Below are 19,282 nucleotides of genomic sequence, written 5' to 3' on the forward strand. Positions count from 1 at the left end.
CGAAAACAGCCATTATAGATGACCGTGGCGTTGCCTGCGCCGCGCCGGCGCCCCCCTGGTCAGGGACGCGCCAGCAGCTCGGCGGCCAGGCGGCGCGCGGTGCCGCGCACCAGCAGGTTGCGCACCAGGATCACCGGGACCAGCGCGGCGATGGCCAGCGGCGCGACGGGGGCGCCGTCCCACGCCAGCAGGCTGGCGATCACCGCGCCGAAGTAGAGCAGCAGCGCAAGCAGAACCTTCGGGTCGGTGCGCAGCAGGCGCTGGGCGTGGCGCAGCACTTCAGCGCTCAGGGCCGGCTCGAGCGCCATGAGTTCGGGCGAACGGTAAAAAAGCAGGATCGGCGCCTGCTGGCGCTGCGAGCGCACCTGGGCCAGCAGTTCGTCAGCGATCGCGTTGGCTTTGTCGTCTGAAATCATGGCGACATTCTAATGCGATCGGCGTGAATGCGCTTTCTTGCCGAGATGTCCAGGACACTGGAAATGATGCCCGGGCGAACCAAGCGTATAATTCGCCCACCTTGGACTTCGACGGATTCCCAAACAAATGAACCCTTCCTCCACCGCCAAACGCCTGGTCCTGCTGGTTGACGACGACGCGCTGCTGCTCGAATTCCTCGCCGAGGTGCTGGGCCACGCCGGCTACGAGACGACCAGCGCGTCCTCGGCGGCCGAAGCGATCCGCAAGATCGAGGCGCGCGAGCCCGACATGGCGCTGCTCGACATCACGATGCCCGGCATGTCCGGCCTGGAACTGGCGCGCCACCTGCACGAGAACACCGCGGTGCCGTTCATGTTCCTGTCGGCCAGCGGCGACGCCGAGTCGGCCAAGCAGGCCGCCAGCGCCGGCGCGGTCGGCTTCGTGCTCAAGCCGATCGACGCCGGGCGCCTGATGGCCGCCTTCGAGTCCGGCCTGGCGCGCGCCGACGAAATCCGCCAGCTGCGCCGCACCGAGACCAACCTGAACGCCGCGCTGGCGGCGGGGCGCGAGACCAGCCTGGCCGTGGGCCTGCTGATGGGCCGCTTCCAGGCCGACCGCAACACCGCGTTCGAGGTGCTGCGCGACCATGCGCGTTCGAGCCGGCGCAAGATCAACGAAGTGGCCGACCAGCTGCTGGCCGCCGAAGAAGTGCTGAACAGCCTGCACGCGGGCTTCGCCAGCCGGCTCAAGTCGAAGTAGGGCGGCGATGCCGACGATGGGGGCGGTCCGCACGGCCAGAACCCATCTTTCGCCACACTTTCCGGCGGCGAAAACCAATTGAATGGCAAGCGTTCCGCAAATGCGGTACACTTGCCCCTAAGTATTATTGTTTCTTGGTAAGTAATCAACGACGATCCCGCACGCCCGATTGTCGATCTCCCAGCGCCGCCTTCTCCCTGCGGCCGACAGCAGCATTCCGGCCCCGCTCCGCCGATTTTCCCTTTCGGATGACCCATCGCTGATTTCGCGCCGCCGTCATCCGTCAGTCAATCGTATTGGTTCAATGAAGGAGGTCGCGATGACAGCGACTGCAGACACCCCTAAACACTGGCCTGGCCACGCGCCGGCCGGCATCGCATCGACGCGGCACGCGCAATCGATCCTCCTGCCCGCGGCGCGCGCCGGGGAGTGCGCGTGCGACGCCCGGATCCTCAACGAAGTGCCGGACGTCGCGCCGCACGTGCTGCACATCGACAAGGACGAGGCGGCCGCGCTGGCGCTGGCGATCCTGCTCACGCCCGAAGCGCGCGTCACCCACGTGACGACACTGGCCGCCGCGCGCGAACAGCTGCAGCGCCAGGTCTTTTCCGCCGTGGTGATCGACCATGAGCTGCCCGATGGCGATGCCGCCGAACTGCTGCCGGTGCTGGACGCCACGCCGCTGCTGGTGTACTCGGCCAGCGAGCCGCTGTGGCGCGGCCATGCCGGCGCCTACCTGCCGAAGCCATGGACGCAGCCGCGCCGCCTGTGGGCGACGATTGCAAGCATGCTCGGTATCACCCACCCAACCTTTGCCGGAGACTGACATGTCCGACACCCCCCAAACTATCCTGTACGTCGAAGACGACCTGCACGTGCGCACCACGGCCACCCTGGTGCTCGAGGTGATCGGCAAATTCACCGTGCGCGCCTGCAGCTCGGGGCACGAAGCGTTGGCCGCGGCCGCCGACTTTCAGCCCGACCTGATCCTGCTCGACGTGATGATGCCCGAACTCGACGGCCTCGAAACGCTGGCCCTGCTGCGCACCTTGCCGCACCTGGCCGATACGCCGGCCCTGTTCGTCACCAGCCTGAGCGCCCCCGCGGACCTGGACCGCTACCTGGCGGCCGGCGCGATCGGCATGATCCCCAAGCCGCTGGTGCCGCTGCGCCTGGTCAGCCAGGTCCACGAACTGTGGGAGCAGTGGCTCGAGCCGGCCTGATTGCGCGCCTGCGGCGCCGGCTTTGATATGATGGCTCACTAACCTTTCAGGCACAGGAGCATCATGAAAACCAAGGCGGCGATTGCATGGAAAGCGGGGCATCCCCTGACGATCGAAGAAGTCGATCTGGAAGGGCCGAAGGAAGGCGAAGTGCTGGTCGAGATCAAGGCCACCGGCATCTGCCACACCGATTACTACACCTTGTCCGGGGCCGACCCCGAAGGCCTGTTCCCCGCGATCCTCGGGCATGAGGGCGCCGGCGTCGTGGTCGACGTCGGGCCTGGCGTGAAGACGCTGCGCAAGGACGACCATGTCATTCCGCTGTACACGCCGGAATGCCGCCAGTGCAAATTCTGCCTGTCGCAAAAGACCAATCTGTGCCAGGCGATCCGCTCCACGCAAGGACGCGGGCTGATGCCCGACGCCACCAGCCGCTTCTCGGCCGGCGGCAAGCGCATCTTCCACTACATGGGCACCTCCACCTTTTCGAACTACATCGTGGTGCCGGAGATCGCGCTGGCCAAGGTGCGCTCGGACGCGCCGTTCGACAAGATCTGCTACATCGGCTGCGGGGTCACCACCGGCGTCGGCGCGGTGCTGTTTACCGCCAAGGTGGAAGCGGGCGCCAATGTCGTCGTGTTCGGCCTGGGCGGGATCGGCCTGAACGTGATCCAGGCCGCGCGCATGGTCGGCGCCGACAAGATCATCGGCGTGGACATCAACCCGGCGCGCGAGGCGATGGCGCGCAAGTTCGGCATGACCCACTTCGTCAACCCCACGACGTCGGAGAACGTGGTCGATGAAATTATCGGCATCACCGACGGCGGCGCCGACTACAGCTTCGAATGCATCGGCAACACCGCGACGATGCGCCAGTCGCTGGAGTGCTGCCACAAAGGCTGGGGGCAATCGATCATCATCGGCGTCGCGCCGGGCGGCGCGGAAATATCGACGCGGCCGTTCCAGCTGGTGACGGGACGCGTGTGGAAAGGCTCCGCATTCGGCGGCGCGCGCGGGCGCACCGACGTGCCCAAGATCGTCGACTGGTACATGGAAGGCAAGATCAACATCGACGACCTGATCACGCATCGCCTGCCGCTCGAGCGCATCAACGAAGGCTTCGATTTGATGAAGGCCGGCGAATCGATCCGCTCGGTCGTCATCTACTGACGCATGCATACCTGGGGTCAGGTCCGCCGGACCTTGCCCCGACTTTGACGCTCCATTCCCCGATTTCCGCAGTCCATCGCACGCCGCTGGCTGGCGGAGCGGCGCGCGCCTACCCTTGGTTCATTCCAACCATCGACCGGAGGAACTTATGCATACCATGAAATTCGCCCTGCCCATCCTGGCCCTCGCCGCAGCATTCGGGGGCCTCGCGGCCCACGCCGAACCCGCCGTCACCAAATCCGAGCGCGTCGCGATCCGCGGCGGCGACTCCCAGCCCTTCGCACTGGTGCGCCCCGGCCGCGATGGCACCAGCGGCAATGGCGACCGCGCCGACTGGCGCGACATCGAAGCGGCGAAACGCGCGATCCCCGGCGAGTTCCTGTGGTTCCGCCACGACGGCAAGGGCTACGTGGTGCGCGACGCAGGCGTGGTGGCCAAGGTGATCGAAGCCTGGGCGCCGGTGGACCGGCTCGGCGTCGAGATGGAAGGCTACGGCCGCGAGATGGAGCAGCACGGCAAAAAGATGGAAGTGCTGGGCCGGAAGATGGAGCACAGCCGCGGCGAGCGCGACGTCGAGCGCAAGATGGAAAAGCTGGCGCGCGAGCAGCAGCGCCTGTCGCGCCAGATGGAAAAGCTGGGCCGCCAGATGGAAGATGCGAACGCCGCGCAGCGCGCCAGCCTGCACCGCCAGATGGAAGATCTGGGCGACCAGATGCGCGAGCTGGGACGCCAGATGGGGCAGCAGGGCGAGCAGATCGGCCGGGCGCAGCACCAGGAGATCACCCAGCAGATGCAGGAAGCGACCAAGCCGATGGACGCGCTGGGCAAGCAGATGACGGTGCTGGGCAAGCAGATGGAGATCGAAGCGCGGGCCGCGGAGAAGACCACGCGCGCGTTGATCAAGGATGCAATGGCCAAGGGTTTGGCCTCACCGGCGCCGTCGGCGTAAGCTACGCTGGGTGTCAGGTGCTGCGGACCTGACACCGCCCCCGAAGCGTTGCGTTGTCAAATATTCTATGGCAGCATGGACGATTTGGAGTGAACGCCGATGCGCCAGCTTGCCCCCATCCTTCTTTCACTCGGCCTGGCCGGATTGTCGCCGCTGGCCGCCGCCCAGACCGAGCAGCCGGTGACGAGCTTCCCGTACACGCCGGGACTGGACGTGACGGCGATGGACAAGACGGCCGACCCCTGCGTCGACTTCTACCAGTACGCCTGCGGCGGCTGGATGAAGAACAACCCGATCCCGGCCGACCAGGCCCGCTGGTCGGTGTACGGCAAGCTAACCCAGGACAATCAGCGCTACCTGTGGGGCATCCTGGACGGCCTCGCGAAAAACACCGAAGGCCGCAGCGTCACCCAGCAAAAGACCGGCGATTACTTCGCCGCCTGCATGGACGAAAAAGCCATCGAGGCGCGCGGCGCCGCGCCACTGAAACCCTACTTCGACCAGATCGACGGCATGCGCACCTTGCGCGACCTGCCGGCCGTGCTGGCGCGCCTGCACCTGGCGCTGGCCGACGAAGGCCTGTTCTTCGGCTTCGGCTCGAACCAGGACTTCGGCAATTCCTCGCAGGTGATCGCCTTCGCCAACGGCGGCGGCCTTGGCCTGCCGGACCGCGACTCCTATCTCAAGACCGACGCCAAGTCGGCCGAGATCCGCACCAAGTATGTCGCCCACATCGGCAAGATGTTCGAGCTGCTCGGCGAGCCGGCCGAGCAGGCGAAGCGCTCCGCCGCGACCATCATGCGCATCGAGACCGCGCTCGCCAAGGCTTCGCTGTCGCGCGTCGACAAGCGCGATCCGTACAAGCTGTATCACAAGATGAATGCCAAGGGCCTGCAGGCGCTCACGCCCGGCTTCGACTGGCACGCCTATCTGGCCGCGATCGGCGAGGGCAGCCTGGACACCTTCAACGTCACCGAGCCTAAGTTCTACAAGGAGCTGTCGAAGCAGTGGCGCGGCAACGACATGGCCACGCTCAAGACCTACCTGCGCTGGCACGTCGCGCGCTCGATGGCGCCGGCCCTGTCGTCCAGCTTCGACAACGAGCATTTCGATTTCTTCAGCCGCACGCTGCGCGGCGTGAAAGAGCAGAAGCCGCGCTGGAAGCGCTGCGTGACGCTGGTCGACGCGCAACTGGGCGAAGCGCTCGGCCAGGAATTCGTCAGCCGCGCCTTCAGTCCCGAGCTGAAGGCGAAGGCGCTGCACATGACGAAGCAGGTCGAGGATGCGATGGAAAAGGACATCGAGTCGCTGGCCTGGATGAGCCCCGAGACCAAGAAGCGCGCGCAGGAAAAGCTGCACGCGATCGTCAACAAGATCGGCTATCCGGACACGTGGCGCGATTACAGCGCGTATGTCGTCAAGCGCTACGACTTCGCCGGCAACGTCGAACGCGGCACGATGTTCGAGGCGCGCCGCCTGCTGGCGAAGATCGGCAAGCCGCTCGACCGCACCGAGTGGAGCATGACGCCGCCGACCGTCAACGCATATTACAACCCGCAGATGAACGACATCAACTTCCCGGCCGGCGTGCTGCAGCCGCCGCTGTATGACCCGAAGATGGACGATGCGCCGGGCTACGGCAATACCGGCGGCACCATCGGCCACGAGCTGACCCACGCGTTCGACGACGAGGGGCGCCAGTTCGACGCGCAGGGCAATCTGAAGGACTGGTGGACCAAGAAGGACGCCAAGGAATTCAACGACCGCGCGCAGTGCATCGTCGACCAGTACGCGAAGTACGTGGTGGTGGACGACGTCAAGATCAACAGCAAGCTGACGCTGGGCGAAGACGTTGCCGACCTCGGTGGCCTGATCCTGGGCTGGATGGCGTGGAAGACGCAGATGGCGACGATGCCGCAGCAGGCCGCAGCGCCGCGCGACGGCCTGACGTCGGAGCAGCGCTTCTTCGTCGGCTACGCGCAGTGGGCGTGCGAGAACGACCGGCCGGAGAACCTGCGCGTCAATGCGATGACCGATCCTCACTCGCCGGGCAAGTTCCGCGTGAACGGGTTGGTGGTGAACATGCCGGAGTTCGAGAAAGCCTTCTCGTGCAAGCCGGGCCAGCCGATGGTCGCCGTCAAGCGTTGCCGCGTCTGGTAGCGAGAACCTGGGGTCAGGTCCGCCGGGCCTGATCCCGCTTTTGCACACGAAAGGAGCATCATGAAAAAAATAGTCCTGCTCGCGGCGCTCATCGCCAGTATCGCCCACGCCGCCGACCCGAAAACCTACAGCATCGCCATGACCATCACCACGCCGAACAGCACGACCTCGCCGCGCCTGATCGTGCGCGAAGCGGAATCGTTCAAGGTGAGCGTTGGCGAAGCCGATGAAAAGATGGCCGCATCGTTTGTCGTGACGCCCTCCGGCGCGGGCACGGTCAAGCTCGAAGGCAGCGTGCGCTGCGCCGACGGCAAGGAATCGCGTCCGGTGCTGATCGCGCGCCTGGGCGAAACCGCCACCGTCAAAGCCCAGGGTCCTGGCGACCGGCCGTGCGAACTCTCCATGCTCGTTTCCGAAGAAACGCAGCCTGCCACACCGCGATAAGGGAGCGCCGCTTGAATCAAGGCCTTGCCAAGTTTTTCTCGTCTCCTCGCAATGCACTCCGGGTCGCCGCAGTCGGACTGCTGTTGGCCGGCACCTACGGCACCCTGATCAGACAGAAGGAGGCGCCTGCCGACAAGATCTATGACGTGTCGATCACCTTCGTCAAGCCCGGCGGTAAATCGACCCCCGCCGGGCAAGTCAGCGCAGGCAAGCAGATCAAGGTCGAGGTGGACGACAGCGGCAGCAAATCGATGGCGTCGTTCGTGCTGACGCCTGAGGGCGCCGGCAGCGTCAAGCTCGACGGTACTGTCGAGTGCGCCAATGCGCCGCCGGTCCGCCCGGCCCTGGTCGCGCGCCTTGGCCAGGAAATAACAGTGCATGCAGCGCCTGGATGCGAGCTTAGCGTGCTGGTGGTTGAAGCGACAACACCCGCCCGTTAAGCGCCGGCCGAACCCGGCGCGCCTGCCCCTGCCGGTATAATGGCGGGATGCAGAATCTCCTCCACAACCTCAATCCCGAACAACTCGCCGCCGTCACCCTGCCTCAGCAAAGCGCCCTGATCCTGGCGGGCGCCGGCTCGGGCAAGACGCGCGTGCTGACCACCCGCATCGCCTGGCTGATCCAGACCGGCCAGGTCTCGCCGGCCGGCATCATGGCGGTGACGTTTACCAACAAGGCGGCGAAGGAGATGCTGACCCGGCTGTCGGCGATGCTGCCGGTATCCACCCGCGGCATGTGGATCGGCACCTTCCACGGCCTGTGCAACCGCTTCCTGCGCACGCACTACCGCGACGCCGCGCTGCCGCAGGCGTTCCAGATCATGGACTCGCAGGACCAGCTGTCGATGATCAAGCGCCTGCTCAAGGCCAACAACGTCGACGACGAGAAGTATCCGGCCAAGACGCTGATGTACTTCATCAACAACGCCAAGGACCAGGGCCTGCGCGCCAACAAGGTCGAGGCCTACGATCCGATCGAGCGCAAGCTGGTCGAGCTGTACGAGCTGTACGACCAGCAATGCCAGCGCGAAGGCGTGGTCGATTTCGCCGAGCTGCTGCTGCGCTCGTTCGAGCTGTTGCAGCGTAACCAGCCGCTGCGCGAGCATTACCAGGCGCGCTTCAAGCACATCCTGGTCGACGAGTTCCAGGACACCAACGACCTGCAATACGGCCTGCTGAAGATGCTGGCCGGTCACGGCGAGCAGTTCGGCGGCGCGCTGTTCGCCGTCGGCGACGACGACCAGAGCATCTACGCCTTCCGCGGCGCCAACGTCGGCAACATGAGCGCGTTCGAGCGCGAGTTCCGCGTCGAGAACCTGATCAAGCTGGAGCAGAACTACCGCTCGCACGGCCACATCCTCGACAGCGCCAACACGCTGATCGCCAACAACAGCAAGCGCCTCGGCAAGAACCTGCGCACCGACGCCGGCCACGGCGAACAGGTGCGCATCTACGAAGCGTCGTCCGATCTCGAGGAAGCGCAGTGGCTGATCGAAGAGATCAAGAGCCTGGTCGCCGACGGCGCCATGCGCAGCGAGATCGCGATCCTGTACCGCTCCAACGCGCAGTCGCGCGTGATCGAGCACGCGCTGTTCGCGGCCGGCCTGCCGTACACCGTGTACGGCGGCCAGCGCTACTTCCAGCGCGCCGAGGTGAAGCACGCGATCGCCTACCTGCAGCTGATGGACAATCCGAACAACGACCAGGCCTTCCTGCGCGTGGTGAACTTCCCCACGCGCGGCATCGGCATGCGCTCGATCGAGTCACTGCAGGCGGCGGCCGAGCAGTACGGCATCTCGCTGTATGCGGCGGTGCCTTACGTGACCGGCAAGTCCGGCTCGTCGCTGGGCGGCTTCGTCAAGCTGATCGAAGGCGCGCGCTTCGAGACCCAGCAACTGCCGCTGCCGGAAATGGTGCGGGTGGTGCTGGAGGCGAGCGGCCTCTTGACCCATTACGCCAACGAGAAGGAAGGCGCCGACCGCATCGAGAACCTCGAGCAAATGGTCAACGCGGCAACCCAGTTCGTGCAGGAAGAAGGCTTCGGCCAGGGCGCGCCGGCGCACCTGGGACCGCGCGCTCAGGCGCAGGCCGGCGAAGCGATCGTCAACCAGGACGGCATCGAGATCCTCGACGCCGACGCGCCGCTGCCGACCGTGATGTCGCCGCTGTCGGCGTTCCTGTCGCACGCGTCGCTGGAAGCGGGCGACGCGCAGGCGCAAGCCGGCCAGGACTCGGTGCAGCTGATGACGGTGCACTCGGCCAAGGGCCTCGAATTCGACGCGGTGTTCATCACCGGGCTGGAAGAGGGCCTGTTCCCGCACGAGAGCAGCTCGCGCGAACTCGATGGCGTCGACGAAGAGCGGCGCCTGATGTACGTCGCGATCACGCGCGCCAAGAAGCGGCTGTACATGAGCTTCACGCAGTCGCGCATGCTGCACGGGCAGACGCGCTACAACATGAAGTCGCGCTTCTTCGACGAGCTGCCGGAAGAGGCGCTCAAGTGGATTTCGCCGCGGGTGCAGGCGCACTGGTTCGGCAACAAGAAATCGGCGTGGGACGATGCGAAGTTCAGAGAGGGCGGGTCGGACAACAAGATCGCACAGCAGATCACGCAGAAGCAGACGTCGGGGCCGGGATGGCGCATCGGCGAGTCGGTCGAACATGCCAAGTTCGGCGAAGGCGTGATCGTCAACATCGAGGGCAGCGGCGGCAATGCGCGCGCGCAGATCAACTTCGGCCGCGCCGGGATGAAGGTGCTGGACCTGTCGGTGGCCAAGCTGGAACGCCTGGGGCGCTAGCTTCACGCTTGTCGTACCTGCCTTCGCAGCTACGACAAACTGCTTAGTCCTTCTTCTTGATCAGGCCGGCCAATCCCGCAAATGGATTGTGCGTCGCCGCCTGCATCTCCGGCGCCTGCAGCCCGGCGCCGCGATCGGCTTCCAGGTAGCGCGAGTGCTCGTTATCGTGGCAGTACAGGCACAACAGCTCCCAGTTGCTGCCATCGGGCGGATTGTTGTCGTGATTGTGGTCGCGATGGTGCACCGTCAGCTGAGACACGTTCGCGTTGGTAAATTCGCGCATGCAGCGCCCACAAATCCACGGATACATCTTCAGCGAGCGCGCCCGGTAACCGCTCTCGCGGGTTTCCGCCGCCTTGCGCGCGTCGGCCACGATCTTGTCGAGCCGCGCCGCATCCGGTTTCTTCGGAATCATTATTTGTCCAGGTAGAACACCGCGCACGCCTCGAATGGTGTCTTTTCCGTCGCATGGCGAATCTTCAGCTCGGCGCAGTCTTCCACCACCAGGCTGCGCCAGTTCGGCACGCCTTCCTTGGCGAACAGCGCGTTGGCCTTCGACGAGATGCCCAGGTCGAGCGCGATCACGGCGTTGCGCTTGCCGGTCGCCGCGTAGTTGACCGAGCGGATTTCGAAGCCGAAGGTTTCCATCCAGCCGGTCCACAGGCCCTTGTCGTTGCCGGCGATGATCTGGCCGAACATGTCCTTGAGCGACTTGCCTTTCTTGACCATGCCCAGCAGCGGCTTGAGCGATGGCGCCTGCAGCGGATCGCGGTTGCGCTTGCCGGCGCCGCGTTCGTTGATGGCCTTCATCTCCTTCGAGAAGATCGCTTCGCGCGGCGAATATTCGCGGGTCCGGACGTACAGGTCGCCGTCGAGGAAAGGATTGGGGGCGCGCTCGGCGCTCGGCTCGGTGCGCTTGGCGGCCGGCGTCTTGGTAGGGGTGGTCATGGCTCTATTCTCTGGTCTGAAGGGCGAAGTTTAACATCGCGCGGCAGACGCGGTCGCCGGGCAAAAAAACTCTCCCGCGGATTGCTCCGGGGGAGAGTCTGCGGCCGGACCGGCCCGGCTACTATTTGATCAGCGAGATCTTGCGCGCCTGCAGGCCCGTAGACGACGTGCTCGCCTCAACCGTCACGTACTTGTCGGCCATGTTGGCCGCTTCGACATCGACGAAGGTCGTCGCCGCGCCCCAGGTCACGTTGATCGTCTCCTTGGTGGTCGTGATGGCAAACGTCTTCGCGGCCGTGTCGACCTTGCTGACCTTGCCCTGGCGCGTGACGACGATGCCGGCGCTGTCGACCTTTTCGCATTTCACCGAGGTGATCTTGACCACGCCTGATGCGCTCAGGCTGCCGGTGACGAACACCTGCATCTCGTTGGCCAGGTGGGAGATGCCGGCGCACGAGGCGGTGTCGATCGTGGCGCCGGTGGCGTCGATGGATACGCCGCGCAGCTTGAAGTCGGCCAGCGAGCGGAAGTCGGAGATCGAGCCGTGCAGTTCAACGGCCTGGTCCTTTTCCTGCTCGACGCCGCGCACCACCACCGTGGCACCTTTGAGGACGCCGTCGGCGCCGTAGGTGCCCTTGACGACGATGTACGCGCCCGGCTTCAGGTCGGCCAGCGTCTTGCCGGTCTGGTTGAAGGCGATCGCCGACACGTCGACCTTCACGCCGTTTACCGTCAGCACCTTGGCGGCCGTGTCGAACGCCGACACGGCGCCGCCCAGTTCGACTTCCTTGCCCTGGCTTTCGGCCTTGCGGTCCCTGACCTTGATGGCGCTGGCCTTGACCGCGACGCCGGCCTCTACCGTGCCGACCGGGATCGCCACCGTCGCTTCGCTGCCGTTGGCCAGCACCGCGCCCGCCGGCATCACGGTCGCGCTGGAATAGTCGACCAGCAGCTTGCCGATCTTGAAGGTGTGCGCCGTGGCCGACAGGTCGAAAATGATGCCGTTGACGCGGTCGGCGATGTCCACGCTCTTCTTCTCGATGCGGGTCGCCTGGAGCGAGACCTTGCCCGCGGCGTCGGTCTTGATCAGGCCGTGGATTTCGACCGCGTCGCCGGCCTTGACGTCGTCGAGTTTGGTGTACGGAGCGCCGAACACCGTGACCGGCCCGAGCGCCGCGTCGGCGTTGATGGTCACCGTCTGGCCCAGCACCGTGAGGGTCCTGGCGGCCAGGTCGACGGTGGCAACCGAGCCTTCGACTTCGGCGCTGACCCGGATTTTCGTTGCCACCAGGCTGCCGTCGTGCTCGACCTCGACGTGCTGGCCGATTTTCAGTTCCGCCGCCGCGACCGTGCCGTCGGCTTTCTCCTTGCCAGGGGCGACCTTATCGTCCTTGATGCGTACGCCATCGACGATCACGCTGCCGAATCCGGTGACGGTGCCCGACACGGTGGACATGCCGAGCAGCACGGGCGCGGGCGCGGCCGGCGCCGGGGCGGCCGGGGCGCTGGCGCTGCCGCCGCCACAGGCGGCCAGGACGGCGGCGGCGCAGGCGGCGCCGAGCAGGGTACGGGTCACGGTGAGATGTTTCATGCGGTCTCCAGACGAAATTTGGAACGGCCTCAACAGAGGTGATCGTTCGTATAGTGCATCTGGCAATGCCGACTGTAAAGACAAAGGTCGCGCGATGTTGTTTTTGGGCAATATCGCGGACGCGGAGCGCTAGCGCGGCGCACCGGCCGGCGCCACCGCTTCCGGCACGCCGAAAATCTGGCGGTAGCCCACGTACATCGCGCACTGCAGGAACAGCACGAACAGGAAGCCCAGCCAGGTGAGCGCAATGCGGCCGAACGACGAGGCGCCGAACAGCATCATCAGCACCGCGGCCGAGACCATGAAGATGCCGAGCCAGGCCAGCAGCATCACGACGAACACCCGCGCCGAGCGCAGCACCGCGAAGAAGCTGAAGAAGATGGCTTTGCCCGGAGGCATATGCTGCCACAGCGCCAGCGGCGGCGCGAAGCACAGCGCCACCACCGTGGCGATCTGCAGCACGCCGATCAGCAGGATGCCGAGCAGGTCGGACGCCGCCGCGACCGGCGCCACGCCCGGCTTGATGGCTTGCTTGAAGAACTCCTCGCCGATCATCAGCCAGGCGACCAGGCTCAGCACGACCGTGACGGCCAGGTAAGCCAGCCCGATCTTGCACAGGTTCTTCACCCCGGGCTTGCGAAAGCCGGTCAGCAGCACCGCCGGCGTGACGCGCTGGTTGTTCTCGATCAGCAGGCAGGCCTGCATGAAGGCCATGCTGAGCGACGGAATCAGCACCACTGCGGCGATTTGTCCGAGGATCGGGACGGCGCCGATCACCAGGCTGAACAGCACGTTGGCGAACAGCAGCGTTGTCAGCGACCCCGGCTGCTTGCGAAACAGCCCCATGCCTTGCTTGAGCCAGCTCCAGCCTGCGCTTGCGGGAATGGCGCTCATGCCGGCAATCCCGGCGCCGCGGTCGCGATGCGCTCGCGCAGGATGCGCTCGAAGTGGGCCGGGTCGTGCGGCGTCAGCAGTTCGGCCTGGCGCGGCAGGTACAGGTCGTACAGCCGCGACAGCCAGAAGCGCAGCGCGGCGGCGCGCAGCATCGCCTGCCAGCAGGCGCGCTCGGCGTCCGGGAACGGCTGCACCGCGTGATAGGCGTCCAGCATCGCAGTCACGCGCGCCGCGTCGAGCACGCCGCTGGCCTGGTCGATGCACCAGTCGTTGACGGTGACGGCCAGGTCGAACAGCCAGGTGTCGCAGCCGGCGAAGTAGAAATCGAAGAAGCCGGTCAGGCGCTCGCCGTCGAACATCACGTTGTTGCGGAACAGGTCGGCGTGCACCGGGCCGCGCACCAGCTGGCGATACGCCTCGCTGGCGGCGAACTGCTGCTGGAACGCCAGTTCGGCGCTCAGCAATGCGGCATTTTCGGGCGCCAGGTAAGGCAGCACCTGCGGCGTGGCTTCATTCCACCAGTCGAGGCCGCGCAAATTCGGCTGCGTCAGCGGGAAGTCGCGCGCCGCCAGGTGCATCCGCGCCACCATCGCGCCCACCGCGGCGCAGTGCACCGGCTGCGGGTCCATCTGCGAGGCGCCGTCGAGCTTGCTGACGATGGCGGCCGGCTTGCCGTGCAGCGGCACGATCAGCTCGCCCTGTTCGCTGGCCACCGGCGCCGGCACCAGCACGCCGCGTTCGGCCAGGTGGCGCATCAGGTTCAGGTAGAACGGCAGCTGGTCGAAATCGAGGTTCTCGAAAATCGTCAGGACGTATTCGCCCCGCTCGGTGCTGATGAAGAAATTGCTGTTCTCGATGCCGGACGCGATCCCCTTGATCGCCGTGGCTTTACCTAGGGGGAATTGCTCGATCCAGTGGGAGAGGTCGTCCAGGCTGACCGAGGTGAAAACTGCCATGTGCGAGCGTAAGGAAAAGGGTGGTGGGGGAGGGCGCGCGCGCCCCCGCGTGGCTTACTTGACGATGACGGGCGGCGGCGGGGCCGGCGCCAGCACAGGCACTTCGGCGGCGGCGGCGGCTGCTTCGGCGTCGGTCTGCTTCTTCTTGCCGAAGTCGAATTCGAGCACCTTCCACTGCGGCGGACGCAGCTTGCTGCCGGTCAGGTCGGCCTGGTCGTTGACCGAGCCCGGCGTCGGCGCCTTCATCGTGTAGCTGCTCTTGCCGGTGGTCACCTGCACTTCGGTGACGCGCCCGCCGTCGCGTTTTTCGGTGATCTTCTGCTTGCCGCGCTGCTGCGGGGTGATGGTGACCGGGGTGTCGGCGCCTTCCTGGATCTGCTCGAGCTTGGGCGGCGTCGCGGCCGGCGGCGTCTGCTGGGCCTGGATGAGGCTGGCGTGCGCGAGCGTGCCGAGCAGCAAAAATTTCCCAACAGAGGTAGAGCGCGCCATGATGTTTTGCCTAGTCATTCGTTATATGCCATTGTAACAAATCGACACGATCGCCTGTGGAACGTGTCGAATCCGTCCCCATATGGAGAGCATACCGCGTTGTCAATTGTTGCGTTTTCTCCAAGCGGGATTCTGCGATAATGACAGCCGCTTCGCCGCCTGCCGCGGCCCTCATCCATATAGAGCACCATGCAAAATACCCTGCTGTTAGTCGACGGTTCCAGTTACCTGTACCGCGCATACCACGCCCTGCCGGACCTGCGCAGCCCGGAAGGCCATCCGACCGGGGCCATGCACGGCATGGTCAACATGCTGCGCCGCCTGCGCGCCGATTACCCGGCGGCCTACATTGCCTGCGTGTTCGACGCCAAGGGCAAGACCTTCCGCGACGACATGTATCCCGACTACAAGGCCACGCGCGCGGCGATGCCGGACGACCTGCGCCTGCAAATCGAGCCGATCCACGAAGGGGTCAAGCACATGGGCTGGCCGATCCTGATGGTCGAAGGCGTCGAAGCGGACGACGTGATCGGCACCCTGTCGGTCGAAGCGACCAGGCTCGGCATGAACACCATCGTCTCGACCGGCGACAAGGACCTGGCGCAGCTGGTCAACGACAAGGTCATGCTGATCAACACGATGACCAACGAGAAGCTCGACGAAGCGGGCGTGCTGGCCAAGTTCGGCGTGCCGCCGAACCGCATCATCGACTACCTGACCCTGATCGGCGACACCGTCGACAACATCCCCGGCGTGATGAAGTGCGGCCCGAAGACCGCGCTCAAATGGCTGGCCGCGCACGACAGCCTGGAAGGCGTGATGGAGAACCACGCCAAGATCACCGGCGCGGTCGGCGAGAACCTGCGAAGCGCGCTCGCATGGCTGCCGAAAGGGCGCGAGCTGATCACCGTGAAGTGCGACTGCGACCTGGCCGGGCACATGGTGTCGATCACCGAATCGCTGGTCGGCCAGCCGGAGAACCTCGAGGGCCTGAAGGACTTCTTCCAGCGCTACGGCTTCAAGACGCTGCTCAAAGAAATCGTCGGCAGCCCGGACGCCGGCCGCCCGCAAGGCCCGGCGCCGAGTTCGCCCGACCTGTTCGGCGAGCCGCAGCTGGTGCCGCTGATCCGCGGCGAGTACGAAACCGTCACCACCCAGGAGCAGCTGGATAAATGGCTGGCGCTGATCGGCGCGGCGGAGCTGACCTCGGTCGACACCGAGACCACCTCGCTCGAGCCGATGACGGCGCAGATGGTCGGCATCTCGCTGTCGGTCGAAGAAGGCAAGGGCGCCTACATCCCGCTGGCGCACCGCTACGCCGGCGTGCCCGAGCAGCTGCCGCGCGAGCAGGTGCTGGAACAGATGAAGGCCTGGCTGGAAGACCCGGCCAAGCCGAAGCTTGGGCAGAACCTCAAGTACGACAGCCACATCTTCGCCAACCACGGCATCACGCTGCGCGGCATCGTGCACGACACGCTGCTGCAGTCCTATGTGTTCGAGTCGCACAAGCCGCACGACATGGACAACATGGCGCTGCGCCACCTCGGCTACACCACCATCCCGTTCACCGAAGTGTGCGGCAAGGGCGCCGGCCAGATCTGCTTCGACCAGGTCGAGCTGTCGCGCGCGACCGAATATGCCGGCGAAGACTCCGACATCACGCTGCGCCTGCACCACGCGATGAAGGACTCGGTCGAGGGCGAACCGAAGCTGGCCTTCATCTACCGCCAGATCGAGCTGCCGACGTCGGTGGTGCTGCAGAAAATCGAGCGCAACGGCGTGCTGATCGACGCCGCGCTGCTTGACGTGCAGTCGGCAGAACTGGGCAAGCGCATCATGGAGCTCGAGGCCAAGGCGCACGAACTGGCGGGCGGCCCGTTCAACCTCGGCTCGCCCAAGCAGATCGGCGAGATCTTCTTCGGCAAACTGGGACTGCCGGTGGTGAAGAAGACCCCGAGCGGCGCGCCATCGACCGACGAGGAAGTGCTGCAGAAGCTGGCCGAGGATTTCCCGCTGCCGAAGATCCTGCTCGAATACCGCGGCATGTCGAAGCTGAAGTCGACCTACACCGACAAGCTGCCGAAGATGGTCAACCGCGACACCGGCCGCGTGCACACCAACTACGCGCAGGCGGTGGCGGTGACGGGCCGGCTGTCGTCGAACGATCCGAACCTGCAGAACATCCCGATTCGCACAGCGGAAGGGCGGCGCATCCGCGAAGCCTTCATCGCCGGCCCGGGCAACGTGATCGTCTCGGCCGACTATTCGCAGATCGAACTGCGCATCATGGCGCATATCTCCGAGGACGCGGCGATGCTGCGCGCGTTCGCCGAGGGCGAGGACATCCACCGCGCCACCGCCGCCGAGATCTTCGGCGTGGCGCCGGCCGACGTCGACAGCGAGCAGCGGCGCTACGCCAAGGTGATCAACTTCGGCCTGATCTACGGCATGAGCGCGTTCGGCCTGGCCAGCAACCTGGGCGTCGAGCGCGGCGCGGCGCAAAGCTACATCGACAAATACTTCGCGCGCTTCTCCGGCGTGAAGCAGTACATGGACGACACGCGCATGCAGGCCAAGGCACGCGGCTATGTCGAGACGGTGTTCGGACGGCGCCTGTGGCTCCCCGAGATCAACTCGCCGAACGGTCCGCGCCGGCAGGGCGCCGAACGGGCCGCGATCAATGCGCCAATGCAGGGCACCGCCGCCGACCTGATCAAGCTGGCGATGATCGCTGTGCAGGGCTGGATCGAGGCCGAGAAGCTGGGCACGCGCATGATCATGCAGGTGCACGACGAACTGGTGCTCGAGGTCCCGGAGGCCGAACTGGAGCTGGTGAAAGTGAAGCTGCCCGAGCTGATGGCCGGCGTGGCCGAGCTGAAGGTGCCGCTGCTTGCCGAAGTCGGCATCGGCAAGAACTGGGACGAGGCGCACTGAGTCCGCGGGCTGGGTCTGGTCCTGCGGACCTGGCCCTGACCCTTCCCCTCAAATTTTTCTTGTAAACAATCTCAGTCGCTGTTAACTTTACTGTCAAAAACGGTGCATGCATGGCTGTGTTAACCCTCTGTTTCGTAGCGTCCAAACTGCGAAAGAGAGACAACCATGCATGCAGCGAGAATCATACAAGATTTGCTCAGCAAAAAATGCGCGTCTATTCATGCCAAGCGGCGGCATTGTCTGGCGAAGTTGGTGGAGGCTGGGCGAAAGAGCGGACTTAGCCTGCTGAGAATGAGCCGAGCACTCGGCGGCGCATCCGCGCTGCGTCACCGGATTAAGTGCTGCGATCGTTTGCTGAGCAATCCGCACCTGTTAAAGGAGCGCGGCCAAATCTACCGAGCGATGAATGACGGAGTTCTCGCACAACAGAAAAATATCGGCATCATCATTGACTGGTCCGACCTGCGCCCTGATGGCAGCGCCCATTTGCTGCGCGCCGCGGCGATTGTAAAAGGTCGGGCCTTCGTCGTGTATGAGGAAGTACATGCTGGCAAAGACTATGGGGCGTCCAAGGTCCACCGAGAATTCCTCATCAATCTGCGCGCGGTTCTACCGGCACACTGCAAACCAGTACTGGTCACGGACGCGGGCTTTCGCGCGACTTGGTTCAAGTTGGCCAGCGAGCTCGATCTCGATTGGATCGGGCGTATCCGTAATCGCGATCTAGTTCGCGAGGAAGGATCGCGCGAATGGGTCGGTTGCAAGACGTTGTACGCGCGCGCTACTGGTCGACCCAAGACCTTGGGGCGGTTCGCTTATGTCAGAAGCAACCCAACTGCTTGCCGGCTTGTCGCATTCAAGAAGCAATCTAAGGGACGCCATCACCGAACCAAGTTCGGGAAGATTTCACGGAGCACGCAAAGCCTGAAGAATCGATCCGGACAGATCGAGCCGTGGTTGCTCGCAGTGTCAGAGGGCTTGGAACCACTATCGGCGACAAAGATAGTCGCTCTATACTCTGGCCGGATGCAGATCGAACAGACCTTCCGCGACCTAAAGAATGGCAAGTGGGGATTGGGCCTTACCGATAGCCAGACTCAAGAGCTTCCACGTCTAGCAGCACTACTCTTGCTAGGCGCTCTGATTACATACGCTCTTTGGTTGATCGGCCTGGCGGCGAGACAACAGGGTTGTCAGATCGCCTACGGTAGCAAAAAGAAGGCGAGCTCCACCCTTTCGATCATCTCCTTGGCGCGGCACTACCTGAACGAGACCCGACGAATGCTGTTGAAGCGCCAGCTCGACGATGCGTTGTCCGAACTGGCGTCCATGGTCATGAAAGTGGAAATATGAGGGGAAGGCTCAGGACCTGGCCCCATTTTTTGAAGCCAAATTATGCAAGATCTTGCATAATTCCGAAACATTGTGCGCGTTTAACAACGTTGCGTGATCGTATTGACAATGCCAAGCTGTAATTAGTGTAAGCAGTCGTTTCAACGTGGGTTGGCGCACGAATAAGTTGCCGTATGGATAGTAAGGTGTCAGTACAGC

Annotated in this window: 18 protein-coding genes; 11 read left to right on the forward strand and 7 right to left on the reverse strand. The window is 64.7% G+C overall.

Annotated elements, in window-relative coordinates; genetic code table 11:
- Positions 1 to 59: 59 nt before the first annotated feature.
- Positions 60 to 416, reverse strand: a complete 357-nt coding sequence (locus AC1D02_RS00475; protein WP_477312584.1) for a hypothetical protein — start codon at positions 414 to 416, stop codon at positions 60 to 62.
- Positions 417 to 543: 127 nt separating this feature from the next.
- Between AC1D02_RS00475 and AC1D02_RS00480 the strand changes: the two genes are divergently transcribed.
- From AC1D02_RS00480 to AC1D02_RS00520, 9 genes are all read left to right on the forward strand, one after another.
- Positions 544 to 1,176 (forward strand): ANTAR domain-containing response regulator, encoded by a 633-nt coding sequence (locus AC1D02_RS00480; RefSeq protein WP_477312586.1) that lies wholly within the window; start codon positions 544 to 546, stop codon positions 1,174 to 1,176.
- A gap of 319 nt (positions 1,177 to 1,495) precedes the next feature.
- Positions 1,496 to 2,002: a hypothetical protein gene (locus AC1D02_RS00485; protein WP_477312588.1), complete on the forward strand. Its 507-nt coding sequence runs from the start codon at positions 1,496 to 1,498 to the stop codon at positions 2,000 to 2,002.
- A gap of 1 nt (position 2,003) precedes the next feature.
- Positions 2,004 to 2,399, forward strand: coding sequence for a response regulator (locus tag AC1D02_RS00490; protein WP_477312590.1), 396 nt, complete (start codon positions 2,004 to 2,006; stop codon positions 2,397 to 2,399).
- Between the two features lie 63 nt (positions 2,400 to 2,462).
- Complete coding sequence (locus AC1D02_RS00495; RefSeq protein ID WP_477312592.1) at positions 2,463 to 3,569, forward strand: S-(hydroxymethyl)glutathione dehydrogenase/class III alcohol dehydrogenase; 1,107 nt, start codon at positions 2,463 to 2,465, stop codon at positions 3,567 to 3,569.
- A 148-nt stretch (positions 3,570 to 3,717) separates the two neighbouring features.
- Positions 3,718 to 4,518 (forward strand): hypothetical protein, encoded by an 801-nt coding sequence (locus tag AC1D02_RS00500; protein WP_477312594.1) that lies wholly within the window; start codon positions 3,718 to 3,720, stop codon positions 4,516 to 4,518.
- Positions 4,519 to 4,617: 99 nt separating this feature from the next.
- Complete coding sequence (locus AC1D02_RS00505; protein ID WP_477312596.1) at positions 4,618 to 6,678, forward strand: M13 family metallopeptidase; 2,061 nt, start codon at positions 4,618 to 4,620, stop codon at positions 6,676 to 6,678.
- A 60-nt stretch (positions 6,679 to 6,738) separates the two neighbouring features.
- Positions 6,739 to 7,122: a hypothetical protein gene (locus AC1D02_RS00510; RefSeq protein ID WP_477312598.1), complete on the forward strand. Its 384-nt coding sequence runs from the start codon at positions 6,739 to 6,741 to the stop codon at positions 7,120 to 7,122.
- An 11-nt stretch (positions 7,123 to 7,133) separates the two neighbouring features.
- Positions 7,134 to 7,562, forward strand: coding sequence for a hypothetical protein (locus AC1D02_RS00515; protein ID WP_477312600.1), 429 nt, complete (start codon positions 7,134 to 7,136; stop codon positions 7,560 to 7,562).
- Between the two features lie 47 nt (positions 7,563 to 7,609).
- Positions 7,610 to 9,919, forward strand: a complete 2,310-nt coding sequence (locus tag AC1D02_RS00520) for a UvrD-helicase domain-containing protein (protein WP_477312602.1) — start codon at positions 7,610 to 7,612, stop codon at positions 9,917 to 9,919.
- A 43-nt stretch (positions 9,920 to 9,962) separates the two neighbouring features.
- On the opposite strand, the gene AC1D02_RS00525 is transcribed toward AC1D02_RS00520, so the two are convergent.
- From AC1D02_RS00525 to AC1D02_RS00550, 6 genes are all read right to left on the reverse strand, one after another.
- Positions 9,963 to 10,334, reverse strand: a complete 372-nt coding sequence (locus AC1D02_RS00525) for a YajD family HNH nuclease (protein WP_477312604.1) — start codon at positions 10,332 to 10,334, stop codon at positions 9,963 to 9,965.
- The gene (locus tag AC1D02_RS00530) at positions 10,334 to 10,867 is read right to left on the reverse strand and encodes a hypothetical protein (RefSeq protein WP_477312606.1); all 534 of its coding nucleotides are present in this window, start codon (positions 10,865 to 10,867) and stop codon (positions 10,334 to 10,336) included. Before AC1D02_RS00530 ends, AC1D02_RS00525 begins: the two co-directional genes overlap by 1 nt.
- 121 nt (positions 10,868 to 10,988) lie before the next feature.
- On the reverse strand, positions 10,989 to 12,458 hold the full coding sequence (locus AC1D02_RS00535) for a DUF5666 domain-containing protein (RefSeq protein ID WP_477312608.1): 1,470 nt from the start codon (positions 12,456 to 12,458) through the stop codon (positions 10,989 to 10,991).
- Positions 12,459 to 12,587: 129 nt separating this feature from the next.
- Complete coding sequence (locus tag AC1D02_RS00540) at positions 12,588 to 13,352, reverse strand: BPSS1780 family membrane protein (protein ID WP_477312610.1); 765 nt, start codon at positions 13,350 to 13,352, stop codon at positions 12,588 to 12,590.
- Positions 13,349 to 14,308 (reverse strand): homoserine kinase, encoded by a 960-nt coding sequence (locus AC1D02_RS00545; protein ID WP_477312612.1) that lies wholly within the window; start codon positions 14,306 to 14,308, stop codon positions 13,349 to 13,351. Before AC1D02_RS00545 ends, AC1D02_RS00540 begins: the two co-directional genes overlap by 4 nt.
- A 54-nt stretch (positions 14,309 to 14,362) precedes the next feature.
- Positions 14,363 to 14,797, reverse strand: a complete 435-nt coding sequence (locus AC1D02_RS00550) for a DUF2782 domain-containing protein (RefSeq protein WP_477312614.1) — start codon at positions 14,795 to 14,797, stop codon at positions 14,363 to 14,365.
- Between the two features lie 189 nt (positions 14,798 to 14,986).
- Between AC1D02_RS00550 and polA the strand changes: the two genes are divergently transcribed.
- Both polA and AC1D02_RS00560 read left to right on the forward strand, forming a co-directional pair.
- Positions 14,987 to 17,731 carry a DNA polymerase I gene (polA, locus tag AC1D02_RS00555; RefSeq protein ID WP_477312616.1) on the forward strand — a complete coding sequence of 915 codons (2,745 nt, stop codon included), beginning with the start codon at positions 14,987 to 14,989 and terminating at the stop codon, positions 17,729 to 17,731.
- Between the two features lie 165 nt (positions 17,732 to 17,896).
- Positions 17,897 to 19,084, forward strand: a complete 1,188-nt coding sequence (locus AC1D02_RS00560; protein WP_477312618.1) for an IS4 family transposase — start codon at positions 17,897 to 17,899, stop codon at positions 19,082 to 19,084.
- The last annotated feature ends 198 nt before the right edge of the window (positions 19,085 to 19,282 follow it).

Source organism: Massilia sp. P1_C10, from assembly GCF_056406475.1.